The organism is Desulfobacterium sp. N47 (assembly GCF_051233685.1).
Classification (GTDB): domain Bacteria; phylum Desulfobacterota; class Desulfobacteria; order Desulfobacterales; family RPRI01; genus RPRI01.
Genome location: NZ_JBAMMY010000083.1, coordinates 1 through 18347, shown reverse-complemented (window position 1 = coordinate 18347; position 18347 = coordinate 1). Strand labels below are relative to the sequence as shown.

16 protein-coding genes are annotated in these 18347 nt (G+C 38.1%); 9 read left to right on the top strand and 7 right to left on the bottom strand.

Annotated elements, in window-relative coordinates:
* The first annotated feature begins 103 nt into the window (after positions 1–103).
* Positions 104–382, top strand: coding sequence for a PxxKW family cysteine-rich protein (locus tag VXK47_RS05170; RefSeq protein ID WP_435547709.1), 279 nt, complete (start codon positions 104–106; stop codon positions 380–382).
* Positions 383–422: 40 nt separating this feature from the next.
* Here VXK47_RS05170 and VXK47_RS05165 read toward each other — a convergent pair whose 3' ends face one another.
* Positions 423–1037: a DNA-3-methyladenine glycosylase I gene (locus tag VXK47_RS05165; RefSeq protein WP_435547708.1), complete on the bottom strand. Its 615-nt coding sequence runs from the start codon at positions 1035–1037 to the stop codon at positions 423–425.
* Between the two features lie 134 nt (positions 1038–1171).
* Here VXK47_RS05165 and VXK47_RS05160 point away from each other — a divergent pair, with 134 nt between their 5' ends.
* From VXK47_RS05160 to VXK47_RS05125, 8 genes are all read left to right on the top strand, one after another.
* Positions 1172–2230 (top strand): KamA family radical SAM protein, encoded by a 1059-nt coding sequence (locus tag VXK47_RS05160; protein WP_435547707.1) that lies wholly within the window; start codon positions 1172–1174, stop codon positions 2228–2230.
* A gap of 82 nt (positions 2231–2312) precedes the next feature.
* The gene (locus tag VXK47_RS05155) at positions 2313–3140 is read left to right on the top strand and encodes a purine-nucleoside phosphorylase (RefSeq protein WP_435547706.1); all 828 of its coding nucleotides are present in this window, start codon (positions 2313–2315) and stop codon (positions 3138–3140) included.
* Positions 3133–4443, top strand: a complete 1311-nt coding sequence (locus VXK47_RS05150; RefSeq protein ID WP_435547705.1) for an amidohydrolase — start codon at positions 3133–3135, stop codon at positions 4441–4443. Before VXK47_RS05155 ends, VXK47_RS05150 begins: the two co-directional genes overlap by 8 nt.
* A 5-nt stretch (positions 4444–4448) precedes the next feature.
* Positions 4449–5777, top strand: coding sequence for an amidohydrolase family protein (locus VXK47_RS05145; RefSeq protein WP_435547704.1), 1329 nt, complete (start codon positions 4449–4451; stop codon positions 5775–5777).
* The gene (ade, locus tag VXK47_RS05140; protein WP_435547703.1) at positions 5774–7486 is read left to right on the top strand and encodes an adenine deaminase; all 1713 of its coding nucleotides are present in this window, start codon (positions 5774–5776) and stop codon (positions 7484–7486) included. The genes VXK47_RS05145 and ade overlap by 4 nt, the downstream gene beginning before the upstream one ends.
* Before the next feature lie 53 nt (positions 7487–7539).
* Entirely contained in the window at positions 7540–8664 is a 1125-nt protein-coding gene (gene mtnA, locus VXK47_RS05135; RefSeq protein ID WP_435547702.1) for an S-methyl-5-thioribose-1-phosphate isomerase, read from the top strand.
* 316 nt (positions 8665–8980) lie between these two features.
* Complete coding sequence (locus VXK47_RS05130) at positions 8981–10420, top strand: sodium:proton antiporter (protein WP_435547701.1); 1440 nt, start codon at positions 8981–8983, stop codon at positions 10418–10420.
* Between the two features lie 12 nt (positions 10421–10432).
* On the top strand, positions 10433–11320 hold the full coding sequence (locus VXK47_RS05125) for a universal stress protein (protein WP_435547700.1): 888 nt from the start codon (positions 10433–10435) through the stop codon (positions 11318–11320).
* A gap of 40 nt (positions 11321–11360) precedes the next feature.
* On the opposite strand, the gene VXK47_RS05120 is transcribed toward VXK47_RS05125, so the two are convergent.
* From VXK47_RS05120 to queC, 6 genes are all read right to left on the bottom strand, one after another.
* Entirely contained in the window at positions 11361–12284 is a 924-nt protein-coding gene (locus tag VXK47_RS05120) for a flagellar motor protein MotB (protein WP_435547699.1), read from the bottom strand.
* Complete coding sequence (motA, locus tag VXK47_RS05115) at positions 12284–13138, bottom strand: flagellar motor stator protein MotA (protein ID WP_435547698.1); 855 nt, start codon at positions 13136–13138, stop codon at positions 12284–12286. Before motA ends, VXK47_RS05120 begins: the two co-directional genes overlap by 1 nt.
* 461 nt (positions 13139–13599) lie before the next feature.
* Entirely contained in the window at positions 13600–15414 is a 1815-nt protein-coding gene (locus tag VXK47_RS05110) for an ARMT1-like domain-containing protein (RefSeq protein WP_435547697.1), read from the bottom strand.
* Between the two features lie 184 nt (positions 15415–15598).
* A complete protein-coding gene (locus VXK47_RS05105) occupies positions 15599–16309 on the bottom strand; it encodes an FHA domain-containing protein (RefSeq protein ID WP_435547696.1) in 711 nt (236 codons plus the stop codon).
* A gap of 12 nt (positions 16310–16321) precedes the next feature.
* Positions 16322–17170 (bottom strand): PP2C family protein-serine/threonine phosphatase, encoded by an 849-nt coding sequence (locus tag VXK47_RS05100; protein WP_435547695.1) that lies wholly within the window; start codon positions 17168–17170, stop codon positions 16322–16324.
* A 321-nt stretch (positions 17171–17491) separates the two neighbouring features.
* Entirely contained in the window at positions 17492–18184 is a 693-nt protein-coding gene (gene queC / locus VXK47_RS05095) for a 7-cyano-7-deazaguanine synthase (RefSeq protein ID WP_435547694.1), read from the bottom strand.
* Positions 18185–18347: the final 163 nt, after the last annotated feature.

Sequence of the window (18347 nt, the reverse complement as noted above, 5' to 3'; positions counted from 1 at the left end):
ACTAAGAGTCCATCGAAAAATTTGAAGCTTTATAAAAAGGCCTAGTGCATTTTTAGCTAGGTCTTTTTTTTGCATTTATAATTTGTAAAAGGTGGTGATAAAAATGGTTTGTACAACAATCAAAAACGGCAAGGAGTGCCCATTTATGACGGCCAAGGGCTGCTCATACAATGGCGGAGCATGCCATGAAATAGTTGAACAGTGCAAAGGTTGCAACAGAAGTTTTGAGACCTCTTCCGGGTGGTATTGCACATCTTACCCCGATCCTTCCATCAAATGGAAAAATGGGAATTGCAATTTTGCCACTCACATAGTTGCTGTTGCTGAAGCTAAAGTCAAAGTTAATCCCTTAAAAGCATCCAAACGGGGAAGCAAAAGATAATATAACGGCTCCGTAAAAAGTTTGATATCAGACAGACTTTTTATGAAGCCGTTTTTATTTCCTTATAGCGAAAACAGTCTGTTGTATGATCATTTACCATACCGGTAGCCTGCATAAACGCATAGCATATTGTAGGGCCTGCAAATCCAAAGCCTCTTTTTTTAAGATCGCGGCTCATTGCAGTTGACTCTTTTGAATAACCTGGTATCCGGGAATATGTTTCCCATGCATTTGTTTTCTGCTTTCCTCCTACAAAACTCCAGATGTAAGCATCAAAGCTATTGAATTCTTTTTTCACGGCCAAAAATGCTCTTGCATTGTTAACCGCCGATTCTATTTTAAGCCTGTTTCTTATTATGCCTTTATTTTCAAGAAGCGCCCTGATTTTATCTGAATCGTAGCGGGAAATTTTTTCAGGATCAAAACCATCAAATGCAGCTTTATAATTGTTTCGTTTTTTTAAAATTGTAATCCAGTTCAAACCTGCCTGGGCTCCTTCAAGAACAAGAAACTCAAAAAGTAGCCGGTCGTCATGAACTTCAACGCCCCATTCATTGTCATGATAATCAATATAGACCGGGTCCAAACCTGCCCATTTGCATCTTATTTTCATTTTTCTTTGCTCCCGATTATTGTAGGCTTGTTTAACGTCCATTAATTATTATATCCTTTATATCAAATCGGGTAAAAAAAGGATACGCTCATAATTATTGTAAAAATAACTTCTTTGCTCTAAATGTACTATGTTTGCCATGTTAATAAAACAGTATTATCAAGGGAAAATTTAATTTGAAACAGCATGATTATAAAAAATTTTCAGATTGGCATGACCTGTTACAAAACAGCATTACAAAGCCTGAAGAGCTTATCAGGATATTACCGGTTGATAAAAGCAAAATAGATAGAATTATAGAATATTATCCTATGCGTATTAATCCTTATTATTTTTCTTTAATTAAACATAAAAATTGCCCTATCGGAAAACAGGCTGTTCCTGATATGCAGGAAATTGAAGATATTAACATATTAAGTGATCCTGATCCGCTTTGTGAGGAGATCCAGTCTCCGGTGCCGAATCTTATTCATCGTTATCCCGGCAGGGTGCTTTTCATGGTTTCTGCCGAATGTGCAATGTATTGCCGCTTCTGCATGAGAAAAAGAAAAGTCGGATACAATTCGATAACAGATAAAACTATAACAATGGGTTTAGAATATATTAAAAACAATAAATCTATTTGTGAAGTTGTGATTTCAGGCGGCGATCCTTTGCTTTTGGAAGATGAGAAGATAGATCGTATTTTGAAAGATCTCAGAGCAATAGACCATATTGAAATTTTAAGGATTCATTCAAGGATTCCATGTACGCTTCCCCAGAGGATTACAAAAGATCTTGTGGATATATTGCGCCAGTATCATCCTCTTTTTATAAATATTCATTTTAATCATCCTGACGAAATAACCGAAGAAGCGGCTCTTGCATGCAGCGCTCTTGCTGATGCAGGCATTCCGCTTGGCTGCCAGACAGTGCTTCTGAACGGTATTAATAATAATGCCGAAATTATGAAAACTCTTATGAAAAAGCTCCTTATGATAAGGGTTAAACCGTACTATATACATCAGCTGGATGTTGTAAGAGGAAACCATCACTTTAAAGCGACAGTCAAAGAAGGCTTGAATATAATGCAATCCCTTTACGGATATTCCGGTCTTTGTGTGCCGCAATATATGATAGATCTTCCGGGAGGGGGTGGAAAAGTGCCTCTTTTGCCGCAATATTTCAAAACTTTTTCGGATGATTCCATTTCATTTATTAACTATGAGGACAAGCTTTTCGAATATAAAATATAATTGTGGCATTGTTGACTAAAAATAAAGAGTGTATTAATAATTTTTTAATTTATTCTAATCATTTTCAAATTGGTAATATCATATGATAACATCAGGTAAGATAGCAAAAAAAACCGCTGCATTTATAAGAAAAAATATCAGTAATTTTCCTCAAATAGGCATACTTTCAGGCACAGGCCTGGGTGAGAGCATGCAATCAATGGATGTCTCTTTTTCATGCCGGTACGAGGATATTCCTAATTTTCCGGTCTCGACGGTAAAAAGCCATATCGGTAAACTTCTGGTAGGCAAATTTGCAAAAGATGAGGTTATGGTTTTACAGGGGCGTTTTCATCTCTATGAAGGATATTCACCTCTTGAGGTCACTTTTCCTATCAGGGTTATGCAGGAGCTTGGGATAAAAATTCTCATTTTAACAAATGCTGCCGGGGGACTTAATACTTCATTTTCTGCCGGCGATATAATGTTGATAACAGACCATATAAATCTGACAGGCCATAATCCTCTTGTAGGCGCTAATGATGACAAACTTGGTATAAGATTTCCGGATATGAGTGCGGTATATGACAAGAAATTAATTGATTCCGCCTTAAATGCTGCAAAAGAAGAAAAGGTTCATTTGCAAAAGGGTGTTTATGCAGGACTTTTGGGGCCTTCTCTTGAAACTTCCGCAGAAGTTAGATTCCTGAAAACAATAGGCGCCGATGCAGTTGGTTTTTCAACAGTACAGGAAGTAATTGCCGGAGTTCATGCCGGCATGAGAATTCTCGGTCTTTCGGCAATAACCAATGTTCATGATCCGGCCAATCCTTCTCCATCAACACTTGATGAAATAATTGATACGGCAAAAAAAATAATGCCTAACATTGACACAATTATAAAAAGGGTTATAACTGATTTTAATGAATGAATTTTCTGCTGATCTTCTGATAATAAACGGCACGCTCGTTTTAATGGACCGTGATAATACCATAATACGAAACGGGGCTGTTGCTGTAAAAAAAGACTTGATAGCAGCGGCAGGCAAAGCCGAAGAACTTGCCGACTATAAGGCGACAAGGACCATAGATGCCAATGGCGGCATAATAATGCCGGGTCTTGTAAATGCGCATACTCATGCATCGATGGCCATATTCAGAGGCCTTGCAGATGATCTTCCTCTTATGACCTGGCTGAATGATCATATTTTTCCGGCAGAATCAAAGCTTAGCCCGGAAAGGGTTTACGACGGGGCGCTTCTTGCCTGTGCCGAAATGATACAATCAGGCATCACCAGCTTTTGTGACATGTATCTTTTTGAAGACTATGTTGCTCAGGCGGCATTGGATGCCGGTATGCGCGCTGTAGTAGGTGAAGTGCTTTATGATTTTCCTTCACCAAATTATGGTCCGATAGAAAAGGGCTTTTTATACACAAAAATGCTTATCGAAAAATACCGTGATAATCCTTTGATAAAAATTGCGGTTGAACCTCATTCCACATATCTATGTGCGCCGACACTTCTTAAGAAAGCATCTTTGCTTGCAAAGGAAAATGATCTTTTGCTTGTTATTCACGTTGCCGAAACCAAAAGCGAAGTATCGCAGATAAAAGAAAAATACGGACTTACTCCTGTCGGATTTTTAGAGGATACCGGCGTTTTATCTTCAAATCTTCTTGCCTGCCACTGTGTTCATTTAACCGATGATGACATTCTGCTATTAAAAAAATATGATGTAAAAGTTGCTCATAATCCTGAAAGTAATATGAAACTTGCATCAGGCATTGCTCCGGTTCCAAAACTTTTAAAACAGGAAATATGCACGGCTATCGGAACGGATGGATGTGCAAGCAACAATAATCTTGATATCTTCCATGAGATGAGTCTGGCCGCAAAACTCGGTAAAATCAGTACGTTTGATCCGAGTGCAATGAATGCTGAATCTGTTTTAAAAATGGCAACAATAGACGGGGCAAAGGCTCTTGGAATATCGGATATTGCCGGTTCAATCGAAGTTGGCAAAAAAGCCGATATAATAATTATTGATACCGTAAAACCTCATTTAACCCCAATGTACAATCCTGTATCCGGTCTGGTATATGCCGCAAGAGCAAGCGATGTGACAACTTCTGTTATAAACGGGAGGATTGTTATGGAGAACGGAAATATGCTTTCCATAAACGTTAAAACGGCAGCAGAAAAAGTCAGAAGTATTGCACAGGAAATTGTTTGAATACGATGAAATATGATTTAATAATTCATAACGGAATAATTGTAACGGTCAATAAGGATTTTGAAATCATAAAAGACGGCATTGTCTTTATTAATGATGGAAAAATAGAAGAGGTATCATCAAAACCAAAAGACTTTGTTTTTCCTCAAGCAAAAGAAATAATTGATGCTGCAGGCGGGATAATAATGCCCGGGCTGGTTAATACCCACACACATCTTCCGATGACTATATTAAGAGGAATTGGAGATGACCTTTTACTTTCCGAATGGCTCAACAATTATATTTTTCCTCTGGAAGCAAAATATATGAATCCTGAAACGGTAAGAATTGCTTCCTGTCTTGGTTGTGCGGAAATGCTGCTTTCAGGCACAACAACTTGCTGTGACGGATATTTTCATGAAGAAGAAGTTGCTCAAGCCGTGCTTGAATCAAAAATGCGGGCTGTTTTAGGACAAGGAGTGATCGATTTTCCGGCGCCAGGCATCCCTGATCCTGCGCAAAATATCAAAACGGCTGCACGCTATGTGGAAAAATGGCAAAATATTTCTTCATTGATAAAACCTTCGATTTTCTGTCATTCCCCCTATACCTGCTCGGAAAACACCCTGAAAAAAGCAAAGCAAATTGCTTCATCAAATAATATACTTTTTCAGATTCACGCAGCCGAAACAAAAGATGAATTTGATACGATCATGTTAAAGCACTCTGTTTCACCTTTAAAGTACATTGAGCAAACCGGTATCCTTGATGAAAACACACTTCTTGTGCATGCTGTCTGGATTGATGGAAAAGATATAAAAATCATATCAAACCATAATTCAAAAGTTTCTCATAACCCGCAGAGCAATATGAAACTTGCATCGGGTATTTCGCCTGTGCCTCAATTGTTAAAAGAAAAAATCACAGTAGGTCTCGGAACGGACAGCTGTGCAAGCAATAATGATCCTGATATGTTTAAGGAAATGGATGTTGCGGCAAAGCTGCACAAAGTCAATACTTATGATCCTACGGTTATGGATGCAAAAACCGTAGTTCAAATGGCCACCATCAAAGGAGCAGAAGCTATAGGACTCGGCAATGAAACCGGAAGCATTGAAAAGGGAAAACAGGCCGATATCATTATAATAGATACGGATTCTTTTCATTTGATACCGATGTATAATCCGGTTTCACACATTGTGTATTCTGCAACAGGCTCTGATGTAAGAGATGTGATTGTTGCCGGAAAACCGGTGGTAAGAGATAAAAAACTTCTGACTATGAACACAGAAGAAATAATTGATAGAATAAATCATCTTGCCTGCCGGATAAAAAAGGATGCGATAATGGCATGAATCTTGGCTTAAAAATAAAAGCTTCCCTTGGAGACTCTGAAGCGGACATACTTTTTACAAATGCCCGTATCATAAATGTATTTACCGGCGAAATTATGCCGGGCAGTTTTGCTGTTACGGGTGGATTTTTCTCGGGTTTTGGATCTTATAAGGCAAAAAAAACAGTTGATCTTAACAACAGCTTTGCAGTGCCCGGTTTTATCGATGCCCATGTTCATATAGAAAGTTCCATGGCTTGTGTAACAGAGTTTGCAAGAGCGGTATTTCCAAGAGGCACAACTTGTGCTGTAGCCGATCCGCATGAGATTGCAAACGTTCTGGGAAAAGCCGGAATAGATTATATGCTCGAATCAAGCAAAAACCAGCCGATTGATATATATTTTTCTTTACCTTCATGCGTTCCTGCAAGCAATATGGAAACATCGGGTGCAAGACTTTCGGCAGAAGATCTTTTGCCCTACATAAATAATGAACGCGTCGTTGCGCTAGCAGAAATGATGAACTTTCCTGGAGTTATATCCTGCGATCAGGATGTTCTTGCCAAAATAACAAATTCCTTAAAATATAAAATACCAATAGATGGCCATGCTCCCGGATTATCCGGCAAAAATCTTTATGCATATCTGGCGGCAGGTATTTCAAGTGATCATGAATGTACAACGGTTGCAGAAGCCAAAGAAAAATTATCAGCCGGAATGCATATAATGGTTAGAGAAGGTACTGCCGCAAAAAATCTTTCTGATTTACTTCCTCTTGTAAATGAAAAGAATTTTCATCGGATTATGTGGTGCACGGACGATCGGCATCCTGATGATCTTGTTACCAGAGGCCATATAGATTCTATGGTAACGGAAGCTATTAAATACGGATTAGATCCGGTTATGGCAATACGGATGGCAACCATAAATCCTGCCACTTATTTCGGCCTGAATCTCAAAGGCGCCATGGCTCCGGGAAGACATGCCGATTTTGTTGTGTTTGAGGATTTATATAATCCTGTAATTAAAGGGGTATATTCAAGAGGGTTCCTTCTGGCGGAAAACGGGGCGATAAAAAATGAGGTTAAAAAACCGGAACCGGTTTCAGTTGCTCCTGCAATGAATATTGAAATCGACAATATTGGTTTTTCCGTTCCTTACAAATCGGGCCGGATAAAAGTCATAGAAATCATACCGGGCCAGATTATAACCCGTCAGTTCTTATCATCGGCTAAAATTGTTAATGGTATGGCCGTCTCCGATATATCAAATGATATCTTAAAAATCTGTGTTATCGAACGACATAAAGGTTCAGGCAACATCGGCAAAGGTTTTGTTAAAGGCCTGGGCTTTAAACAAGGAGCAATTGCATCAAGCGTAGCCCATGATTCCCATAACATAATTGTTGCCGGAACAAACGATGAAGATATGAAAGCTGCTGTAGCCGCGGTTATTAAAATGGGTGGGGGACTTTGCGCAGCATGTGATGCAAATGTCTGCGGTGTGCTTTCGCTTCCGATTGCGGGTCTGATGTCGGATAAAACGATTGAGGATATTAATAGGGATATGAAGCATCTTATTTCCATCACCCAATCTTTCGGTTCATCACTTATTGATCCTTATATGGCTCTTTCCTTTCTTGCTCTTCCCGTAATTCCCGAACTTAAAATTACCGATAAAGGACTGGTCGATGTCAACAGATTCTGTATAGTGGAGCTTTTTAATCCGTAATAAAAATATCTTTGCCGAAACTTTTATTAAACAAATGAAAGAAAATTAAGCTAATGACAAATTCACAATCTTTACAAAAAAACCCTCTCCGGCCGATATGGCTGGATGATTCACAGGATACAGTCAAAATTATTGACCAGAGACTTCTTCCGCACAAATTTGTCGTCATTGATCTTAAAACCGTAGATGATGTGATAACTGCGATTAAGGATATGTATGTCAGAGGAGCGCCTCTTATAGGAGTTACGGCAGCATACGGGATCTACCTGTCAGTATTGGGTCTTTTAAAAAGTCAGGCCGGTAATGATTTCATAATTGAAGAATGCAGCAGAATAAAAGCAGCAAGGCCGACAGCTATAAATCTTGCGTGGGCGGCTGACAGGGTTTTAAAAAGAGTGCTTTTGTTTGCTGATATTCAAAGCAAAATCATAGCAGCCCGTGATGAAGCGTCAATAATAGCTGAAGAAGAAGTCAAAAACTGCAAAGACATCGGACTTCACGGTCTTGAAATAATAGAATCTATAAGCCGAAATAAAAATAATGCCACGGTAAATATTTTAACTCACTGTAATGCCGGCTGGCTGGCATGCATAGAATACGGCACTGCAACCGCCCCTGTTTATGCTGCTCATGAAAAAGGGATAGATATCCATGTCTGGGTTGACGAAACAAGGCCGCTTAATCAGGGAGCAAGATTAACCGCCTGGGAGCTGGGGAAAAGCGGGGTGAAACACACGATAATAACCGATAATGCAGGCGGGCACATTATGCAAAACGGTATGGTTGATATGGTGATTGTAGGATCCGACAGAACAACATATAAAGGAGATGTAGCCAACAAGATAGGAACTTATCTGAAAGCTCTGGCTGCAAAAGATAATGGTATTCCTTTTTATGTGGCTCTACCATCCAGTACTATCGACTGGGAAACCGACAGTATAAAGGATATGCCGATTGAATTGCGTGACCCGGACGAAGTTCGATATGTTCAGGGTCTTGATAATGATGTTATAAAAAGCGTTCTTATTACTCCGGAAGATAGCCCTGCTGCAAATTTTGCATTTGATGTCACTCCCTCAAGGCTTGTGACAGGTTTTATCACAGAAAGAGGAATTTGCAATGCCGCAAATATAAATAAACTTTTCCCGGAAAAAATGAAGATGAAAAGGTTTTCTTAAAAATACGGATTCTATTTTGCTTGACAATGTAGTTTTCATAGAACTATTGTCAATAGTTAAAATAAGCAATAATTTATGTATTCCTTATATCAGTATGTAGCTATTATCATTTCAATATTGTTCGATGTTCTTTACAAAACTCCGGATTGCGTGAATTCAGATTCACTATAAATATGTCATGTAAGCTTTGAATAACTTTTATCTGCCATAAAAACCATAAATGCCAAACTATAATGATAAGTCATATAATTATTTGTAGTTAATTGTTTAATGGCTATTCGTTTTTACAGCCACTCAACAAATAGGAACGGAGCGGATGAGAATTAATAAAAAAATATTGTTCGGATTATTTTTAATAGCTCTTGCAGTGCCTGCCGTGGTTTTCGGCAGCGAGGGAGAATCATCAATTAAGCACCTGAACCTGGGTGAAGTGCTTCCGCTCTGGAGTTGCATTCCTTTTGCATTAATGCTTCTTTCTATAGCGCTTTTTCCTATTCTTGCTCCAACGTTCTGGCACCACCATTTCAGTAAAGTCTCATTTTTCTGGGCAGCTTCAATAGCCATTCCCTTTTTGCTTATTTACAGAGGATTCGCTTTATATGAAATCTTACATATTGTTATAATCGATTATATACCTTTTATTATACTGCTCTGGTCGCTCTATGCAGTATCGGGCGGTATTTTGCTGCGCGGCACCCTGGTTGGAACTCCTGTTGTAAATACCTGCATGCTTCTTATAGGCACATTGCTGGCTTCATGGATGGGCACAACCGGAGCGGCCATGCTAATGATTCGTCCCTTTTTAAGAGCAAACAGTTACCGTAAAAACCGGACTTTTATGGTGGTCTTTTTTATCTTTTTAATAGCAAACGTGGGCGGTGCCCTGACACCTTTGGGCGATCCTCCGCTCTTTTTAGGATTTTTGCATGGGGTGCCGTTTTTCTGGACATTAAAGATTGCTCCCCATCTGATTACAGTGGTGGTTTTACTACTTGTTATTTATTTTTTTATGGATTCATATCACTATCGCCGTGAAAAGCATAAACCTGCCAATCCCAAAGATAAAATACCTCTTGGGCTGGAGGGAAAGCACAATTTTCTTTTCATTGCCGCAATTGTAATATCGGTACTTATAAGCGGAATAGTGGATTGGGGAACAGTTTCAATATTCGGGGTTCATACATCTGTGCAGGACCTGGTTCGTAACGGACTTTTGCTTATAATAGGAACTATTTCTTTAGTAACTACAAATATAACCGTTTACGAAAAAAATAATTTTTCATGGGCACCGATTATTGAAGTTGCTTATCTTTTTATCGGAATTTTCATTACCATGGTTCCCTGCCTGCTTATTCTAAAAGCAGGGGGTAAGGGAGCCCTGGCTTTTTTTATCAATTCGGTGCAACACCCATCACATTACTTCTGGAGTGCGGGGATATTTTCGGGTTTTCTCGACAACGCGCCGACTTACCTGACTTTTTTAAATACAGCTCTGGGCAATTTTTACTCATCCTTGCCGGAAAAACAGGCTATATCCCGTCTGATAGCTGAAAACCCGCTTTACTTAGAGGCCATTTCAGCCGGATCGGTTTTCTTTGGTGCATGCAGCTATATCGGCAATGCTCCAAACTTTATGGTGCGTTCCATAGCTGAAGAAGCAGGTACTCCTATGCCCAGTTTTTTTGGCTACATATTAAAATATACACTTCTAATCCTTATTCCGGTCTTTGTAGTAGTCACTTTTATCTTTTTCTAAGGCAGGTGAAAAATGAAATTCGAAAAAATATTGTTTAATACACGCTTCAGAGATAATACAATCGGAGTTCTTGAACAGATGCTTGATCTCACCGCTGTTGGACTAAAAGAAATTATTCTGGTTTATGTTATACCGAGAGATAAAGTTGCCTTTGTTCCTTATGGAGGATATCAAAAAGAAAAAGAATTGGAGATTAGGAAAAAAGTTGCCGGAAAATTTGAAAAGTGGGGTGCAACTCTTGAAAAAAAAGGCGTTAAAAGTAAAATACGCATTGAAGTAGGCATTCCCAATGCCGTTATTCTTTCCATCGCTGAAAAAGAAAAAGTTAATATGATTGTTGCCGGACGTAAGAAACGCACATTACTCGAAAGAGTCTATGTTGGTACTCATTTGCTCGATCTTGCAAGACGCAGCCCGATTCCCTTACTTATGGATAAGTACATGGCCGAATATGAAGTAGACGGCAAAATATTAACACGGGTTAATGAACATATTTTCAGCCATCCCATGCTTGCCACGGATTGGTCATGCCCTTCCGAAAACGCGCTTGAAGCACTGATATCTCTTAAGGGGTTGGCTTCAAATATAATAGTAGCTCACAATATAGGCGTAAAATTAACAAAGGCTATGAGTCCTGCCCAGTTTCAGGAAATTAAAAAAGAAAGCCGCAAGAGGCTTAATGAGTATCGCCACCGTTTGATTGACGCAGGTCTTGAGGCACAAACATCACTGACCTCTGGCCGAACTGTTGCAGAAATCATCAATGTTTCACGCAAACATAATGCTTCTATGATTGTTTTGGGCAGAACCGGTAAGGACTGGCTCAGTCAGTATTGGTTAGGCGGAGTATCTCACAGGGTGGCAGAAACCTCGGAATTGCCTGTATTGCTTATTCCATAAAGCCCAATTATTATGTCTATGAAAAAATAATTCTGCTTTCTCATCCCAAGCCAGGGTTTATCTCCACTCGACCTGTTGCGGGACTTTTAACGAGTCCATCAAAATTAATATTTACCGGATGATTGTCTGATCTGCTTACAGCAGGTTTTGATATAACACCGGGTGAGTCCTGGGCAGCCATATTATTCCCCAGCTTATTAGGAAGTGATAAGGGCAAAAGAATGCTTACACGTCTGTTGGAAAAATCCATAGGCTTGTCAGGAAGCCTAAGTTTTCTGTCTGCAAAACCGCGCACTTCAAGTATCTGATCCTTTCGCAAACCGCTTTCTTCCAGCACCTTCCTTGCGCTGTTGGCCCTTTCGGTGCTTAACTCCCAGTTGGTATAATCTGAAGAAACATAGGGCCTTGCATCTGTGTAACCTTCAATTATTATACCGTTCTTGAGTTTAGCCAGATGGGATTTTGCTATTACTTGCAATAATTTGACAGTGTCAGGCTTTATATGTATCTTTCCTATATCAAAAAAAAGACCTTCGGATTCTTCAAGAAGATCAATGCGCATACCTTCTTGTGTTACAGTTACAGTAATTTTATCCTTAAACTTGTTAAATTCCGGAGTCTGAGATATTGTCTTTGTAATTTTTTCGGCTTCCGATTTGAGCAGCTCCATTTCAAAGGCACGTTTGTCTACTGCTATCGGTGAAGCCGGCAAGGATAATGGTTTCTGCTCATCAGGAAGAACTCCGCCATATCTGCCGTTTGTAAAAACGCCCGGGTCATTAAAATAGGCACCGATATAGTGTTTTACCTCTTTGCTTTGTCCAACAATCCATAAAACTATAAAAAGCGCCATCATAGCAGTAACAAAGTCAGCATATGCAACCTTCCATGCTCCTCCATGATGACCGCCATGACCTTTTACTTTTTTAACAACTATAATTGGTTGAATATGTTCATCATCCATTAGTTTTTACCTTTTACATGTTTTTCCATTTCCTGAAATTCGGGCCGATAATCACTTGGTATGGAGCGTCTTGCAAATTCAACTGCTATAATGGGGTTAAGTCCTTTTGCAAATGCTATCATGCCCGACTTAATTACTTCAAAGATTTTAGATTCTTCGTCGTTGGCCATGTCTATATTAGTAGCAATTGGCTGGACAAAACCATACGAAAGATATATACCAAGAAACGTTCCTACCAGAGCAACCGCAACCTTATGGCCTATTACTTCAGGCGGGCCATCAATTGCCTGCATTGTTATAACAATACCAAGCACAGCAGCTACGATTCCAAGTCCCGGCATGGAATCCCCGATTTTTTGAAGAATCATACCCGGTTTTGTCCCTTCATGGTGATGGGTTTCAATATCGCAGTCCATAAGAGCTTCCATATCGTGGGCGGCCACTCCTCCAAGCACAACAAGACGAAATGTATCACATATGAAATGAAGAATATGATGGTTATTGAGAAATTGAGGATATTGAGTAAAAAGATTGCTGGTTTCCGGATTTTCTATATGGCTTTCAAGGGCAATAAGTCCATCCTTACGGCTTAACTGGAATACATCAAACATGAGCTTTAAAAGATCAAGGTAGGATTGTTTGCTAATTGTAGAGCCTTTTACTGTACCAATTATTTTTCCAATTATATCTTTTAGAAGCTTTGGCGGGGCCGAGATCAAAAGCGCTCCTATTGCTGCACCACCTATAATCATAAATTCCACAGGCTGTATAATGACAGCTAATGGGCCTCCTTCCAACACAAAGCCACCAAAAACGCTAACAATAACCACCACAACGCCTATAATCACAAACATATTTTTTTCCCTTTCCGATTTCATAAGGAAGTATTTGAAGGACACCATATGAATACTCATAAATATAATTACTACAAAAAAACTATATTTTTATTTGCTGCATAGTGTGCAACTGTTAATTCATTTATCGGCATAATGAAGTGAAACTTTAAACAGTATATTAAGCCGGCGCTAAGGCTTTCACGGGAATTTTCAGGGAAGAGTTCGGATTATATGATAATTTTGTGAGTATTTTTAATTTGGTTGGATTATTAAGCTGGTAATGCAAGACAAACCGTTGAAGATTCACTGACTTTTTAAAGATGGTAATCTTAAACGTATTTCAGGCGCCTCGAAATTTATTATTTTTTTATCTTGGAAAAAAGCCTGTTAAATTTATTATTAATCAGAAAAGCCTGTTTCAAAACATTTCAGTTTAGTCAAGGTCAAGGCAGGCTAAAATGGGGCGTTTTGCAATTGGCTCAGAAATTACAGATATCGCCAAGTCGTTGGTCATACATCTTGCCGACTCCATATTCATTTCGTCTCATGAATTTTTCTTTTGGAGGACCAATGATTTGCATTTCAGGATGTTTTTCCAGAACTTCACCTGCTATTTTCATTTCTTTAGTACACCCGGTGCTGAATGTAGCATCTTTTCCTACCCATTCGGGAGGAACTTTTCTTCCCATGATCTGAAAGGCTTCGACTATGTCCTCATAAGATTGAAATCTCCATATGTCGATTAAACCACTTGTCTGGACTATTTCCCACATATACATCAGATCATCAGCATCCATTCCTGTTTCATAATATTCCGAAGGATTAATTATAAATGTCATTGCAAATCGCTCTCTGAGATGCTGGATAAATATGGACATAATTCTTTTTGCCATTTTAATTTTTCCAGGGATAGAACCAATTATGCCGCTATAAAAAATAACTGTCATACCTTTTTTCTTTGCTTCAGACATCTGATTAATTATCGATTTTGCCTTTCTTTCAAGGTTTTCATAGGAAAATTTAATAACTAAAGGATGTTTTGGCTTATAGCTGATATTCACGGAATCATTTTCACCGGCTGAAATATTAAAAATATCTTGTGTAAATTGGAAATGAGTGTCAAAAAACCGTCTCTTCTGGTCATAACCTCTTGAAATTATAAAGTCGGCTTCTTTAAAAAAACGGGCAAACGTTGTAGATGTAAGAAGAAGATTAACATTTTCGAAAATTCCGTCTGATATTGCCATTATATCATTATCGCTACGAATAATCCTGATCAGATCATTTTTCCCCAGATTACTATCTTTTATAAAATAAGCCCCTTTAAGATCTTCAGCAAAGGCTTCATCCATCATAGCATCATAAAAAGTCGTTTTGGTAAAAAGTGGACCTTCCTTAAATACCAGAATTATTTTGTGGCCAAGTTTAACAAGATAATTAACAATTGTAATATCTACAACAGCTTCGCCAGCCTCATCTATAAGCCATAGAATCTTTTTACGTACCTCCTGCCCGCTGTCGCTATTTTTTTTACATATAAGATCAAAAAGCAAATCGGCTCCGTTTCCTGTAAATTTCCTTTCAAATATTTTTAAGAAATCTTCTTCCGCATATCCTGCCGATTTAGCAGATGTCCAAAGGGAATTTTCAACACTGAGAGTAAAAAGTCTTTTAAGTTCAAGATAATCCGCAAGTTTCCTGATATTTGAAATGGTATCGGGAATATCTTTAAAATAAGACGGATATATAATATCCAGGGCTTTTTTACAACATTCTGATTTAATAATAATTTTTGTAGAATTATTTCGAAAGGCCTTTTCGCATAAATAGGGATCAGATATATTTGAGTGATTGATAAATATCCTCAGCAACCGTTTTTCAAGACGTGACGGAAGCATAATGGCATCTCTTGTTTCATGCATGAACTTTATTTTTATTAATGATTTAAGAAAATTATTTTCATTTTCATCTTCTATTTGTTCATCTACCACATGAAATATCCGCTCAAGAACGGCATTATACTTTTCATTCACAAAATTCTGGTTATTACGGTTTATTATACTTTCAAACATTTTATCGGAACATGGATAATAACATTCTTCTTCTTCCGTATAAACCATAAATCTTACCTGTTCGGGAGTTGCAACCTGTCCAGGATATGAGTTGTAATCGAGATGATTTTCAATGAAAAAAGCGATATGCCATGCGTCTTTTTCCGGATTCTCTCTTTCTGTATAAATATTTTTCGGACCCGGTGATATTGGTTTTGATGGGTCCTGTGGAAAAAATCCCATTAATTGTCTCCTGCATTAAATTGAAAATAACATTGTACCTTTTTGAAAAATATAGCGGAAGGAAGAAGACAGAAATGTATAGCGGTATGCAAAAGCAGAAAACAATATTTATAAAATTTTTTAAATTTTTGCATTAAACTCTTTGAAAGAATAAAACCACAGACAATATTTAATATAAAGCCGATTATTTTAAGAAAAATCTCATCTTTGCGGAACCTATTTCTATAACATCAAAATCCTTTAGCTGAATAGATTCACTAACAGAACTTCCGTTAACTTTTGGTTTTAAACCACCTTCATGGCTTAAGAAATAACCGCTAGGCCTTTTGCTTATTGTACTTGAAACCTGGCCTACCATAAATCCGCCAACCACTGCGTCATTTGTTGGTGCTTTTCCGATCTTGAAGAGTTTTTTTGATATTTCTATTTCTCCTGTACCGCCTGAAACAAATGATAATACACCAACCGGCTCATCCGGTTTAGCTGCCGCAGGTGCCGCGGCATTCGGGGTGCTCCTGGCAAGCATGGATTTATATGCATTTGTATCCATAACCATAGTCTGATCCATATCTTCCGGACCGGCAGTTTCAGGTTTTGTTTCATTATCCTGGTATTTAAAAATAATATTATGTTTTCCGATTGTAATGATATCTCCATGTTGCAGCCAATGGGAGCTTACATACTGTTCATTAACAAAGGAACCATTTTTACTTTGAAGATCAGTAAGTAAAAAACCTTCGCCAACTGAATCTATTTTAGCATGGTGTCCGGAAACAGCGAGGTTGTCGATTACAATATTGTTATCTTCCCGTCTTCCGATATTAAGAGATTTTGTTTTTTCAAGAACATATTCGGAAATAACATTATCTTTAAATTTTAGTGTTAGTGTCGGCATTAAAATACCTCATTAATAAAGGTTAGTAAAAATAAAAAATACTTTAAAAATGCTTCTTATTTTCGATATCAATCCTTTCAACAGGCCATTTTGATTTTTTTTATCCTTAACCTTTAAGACAATAACGGTTATGTTATCGTTGCCTCCGCGTTCATTTGCAAGATCAACGAGCGCCCTGCATGCCTTTTGAGGATGTTCCGTTCTTACTATTTCGAGTATCTCATCCGGTGTAACATTGTCTGATAGCCCATCGGAGCTTAATACTAATATATCTCCTTTAAAGAAGGGCGTTTCGCATACATCAGGCTTTATTGTTTCTCCGATACCGACAGCCTGTGTTAACATATGCTTGAAATGATGCTCAAACATTTTTGCATTTTGAGGATCAATAGCCATCTGTTCAGCTAAAACAGTATGTGGTACAGACAGAAGTTCTATACTGTCGTTATGTATAAGATAAATTGGGCTGTCACCCACATTGGCTGCAATCAGATTCTCTTTAGTAAAAAGAACCGCTGAAACAGTTGAGCCCATCGCCTCATATGATTCATTGCTTTTAGATAAACTATAAATTCCTTTATTGGCAAGGTGTATGCCCGAAACAAGACGATTAGCTTCTTGTGAGACAGAGTCATCCGAATCTTCAAGTTCTTCAGCATCAATCTTATTATCTATAAACCGCCCCATATAATCACGTATGGTGTCAACAACAATAGCACTGGCTACTTCTCCCGCATTGTGTCCGCCCATACCATCAGCGACTACAAAAAGATTTATGGAATTGTCTATATATAGGGCATCTTCATTTTTTTTCCTTTTTCTTCCGACATCGCTAATCCCGGTTGATTCAACAACTGCCATGTAAGCTATGTTCCTATATGAACTAATGCAAAATGTAATGAGGGATCGGTCTTTAAATTTACCTAAATCTATTTTTTCCTTTATATAATAAAAAGTTGGTGAGGTCAAGCATGATAAATATATATAATTTCATTCCGTATTCTTTTATTGCCTGAGCAGGTATATTGTAAAGTTTTTCTCCGGTTTATATACCTTTGATGAAGAACGTTTTTGCTGAATGAATTATCGGATTTCACTGGTCATTTATTTAACAATATTTTATTAATCTTGCAAAAATGATTTATAAATTAGTGCCTGAACGCTCTTGGCGTAACAATATTTTTATTGAGTGCAATATTTGGCAGGATCTTTAAGTCCTGCTTCTTCAAAGCCTTTTTTCCTTAAAAAACAGCTGTCGCAAAGGCTGCAAGCACTGCCGTCGGGACCAGGATCATAACAGCTGTGGGTAAGAGAATAATCGACTCCAAGTTCAATTCCTTTTTTGATAATCTGAGCTTTAGTCATATTTATTAAAGGCGTCCGGATTTTGAGACGCATTTTACCTTCGACTCCGGCTTTTGTTGCAAGATTCGCCATATATTCAAATGCACTTATAAATTCAGGCCGGCAATCGGGATAGCCGCTGAAATCTATTGCATTAACACCAATAAATATATCGAAGGATTTTATAACTTCAGCCCAGGCAAGTGCATGAGCTAAAAAGATGGTATTTCTTGCTGGTACATATGTTACTGGTATCCCTTTATTTATTGAATTAAGAGATCTTGCTTTAGGAACTTTGATATCGGCTGTTAAAGCTGAACCGCCGATTTTATTAAGATCTATATTTATCACAAGATGTTTTTTTACATTAAATACTTCTGAAACCTTTTTTGCTGCATTCAGTTCATGCGAATGACGTTGGCCGTAAAAAAAACTCATGCTGTACAAATCAAACCCTTCGTGTTTTGCAATAGCCATTACGGTTGTTGAATCAAGGCCTCCGCTTAAAAGTACTATGGCTTTTTTTTGCATTATATTTCCTTTAAGTTATCTATCAATGCCGTTGAATTAAGCTGGTTGCCGATAAGCCGGGTTAAACTTTTTATTTCGCTTTTTGAAAATTCGTTTATTACTTCTACCAGGCCGGATTGCATCGACACATTTGAGAATGAGCGCCTGTAGATCCTCAATAATA

Coding starts and splice junctions, on each gene's coding strand:
- VXK47_RS05170 (WP_435547709.1), top strand. CDS start 104: ATGGTTTGTACAACAATCAAAAACGGCAAGGAGTGCCCATTTATGACG.
- VXK47_RS05165 (WP_435547708.1), bottom strand. CDS start 1,037: ATGGACGTTAAACAAGCCTACAATAATCGGGAGCAAAGAAAAATGAAA.
- VXK47_RS05155 (WP_435547706.1), top strand. CDS start 2,313: ATGATAACATCAGGTAAGATAGCAAAAAAAACCGCTGCATTTATAAGA.
- VXK47_RS05150 (WP_435547705.1), top strand. CDS start 3,133: ATGAATGAATTTTCTGCTGATCTTCTGATAATAAACGGCACGCTCGTT.
- VXK47_RS05145 (WP_435547704.1), top strand. CDS start 4,449: ATGAAATATGATTTAATAATTCATAACGGAATAATTGTAACGGTCAAT.
- ade (WP_435547703.1), top strand. CDS start 5,774: ATGAATCTTGGCTTAAAAATAAAAGCTTCCCTTGGAGACTCTGAAGCG.
- mtnA (WP_435547702.1), top strand. CDS start 7,540: ATGACAAATTCACAATCTTTACAAAAAAACCCTCTCCGGCCGATATGG.
- VXK47_RS05130 (WP_435547701.1), top strand. CDS start 8,981: ATGAGAATTAATAAAAAAATATTGTTCGGATTATTTTTAATAGCTCTT.
- VXK47_RS05125 (WP_435547700.1), top strand. CDS start 10,433: ATGAAATTCGAAAAAATATTGTTTAATACACGCTTCAGAGATAATACA.
- VXK47_RS05120 (WP_435547699.1), bottom strand. CDS start 12,284: ATGGATGATGAACATATTCAACCAATTATAGTTGTTAAAAAAGTAAAA.
- motA (WP_435547698.1), bottom strand. CDS start 13,138: ATGTTTGTGATTATAGGCGTTGTGGTGGTTATTGTTAGCGTTTTTGGT.
- VXK47_RS05110 (WP_435547697.1), bottom strand. CDS start 15,414: ATGGGATTTTTTCCACAGGACCCATCAAAACCAATATCACCGGGTCCG.
- VXK47_RS05105 (WP_435547696.1), bottom strand. CDS start 16,309: ATGCCGACACTAACACTAAAATTTAAAGATAATGTTATTTCCGAATAT.
- VXK47_RS05100 (WP_435547695.1), bottom strand. CDS start 17,170: ATGGCAGTTGTTGAATCAACCGGGATTAGCGATGTCGGAAGAAAAAGG.
- queC (WP_435547694.1), bottom strand. CDS start 18,184: ATGCAAAAAAAAGCCATAGTACTTTTAAGCGGAGGCCTTGATTCAACA.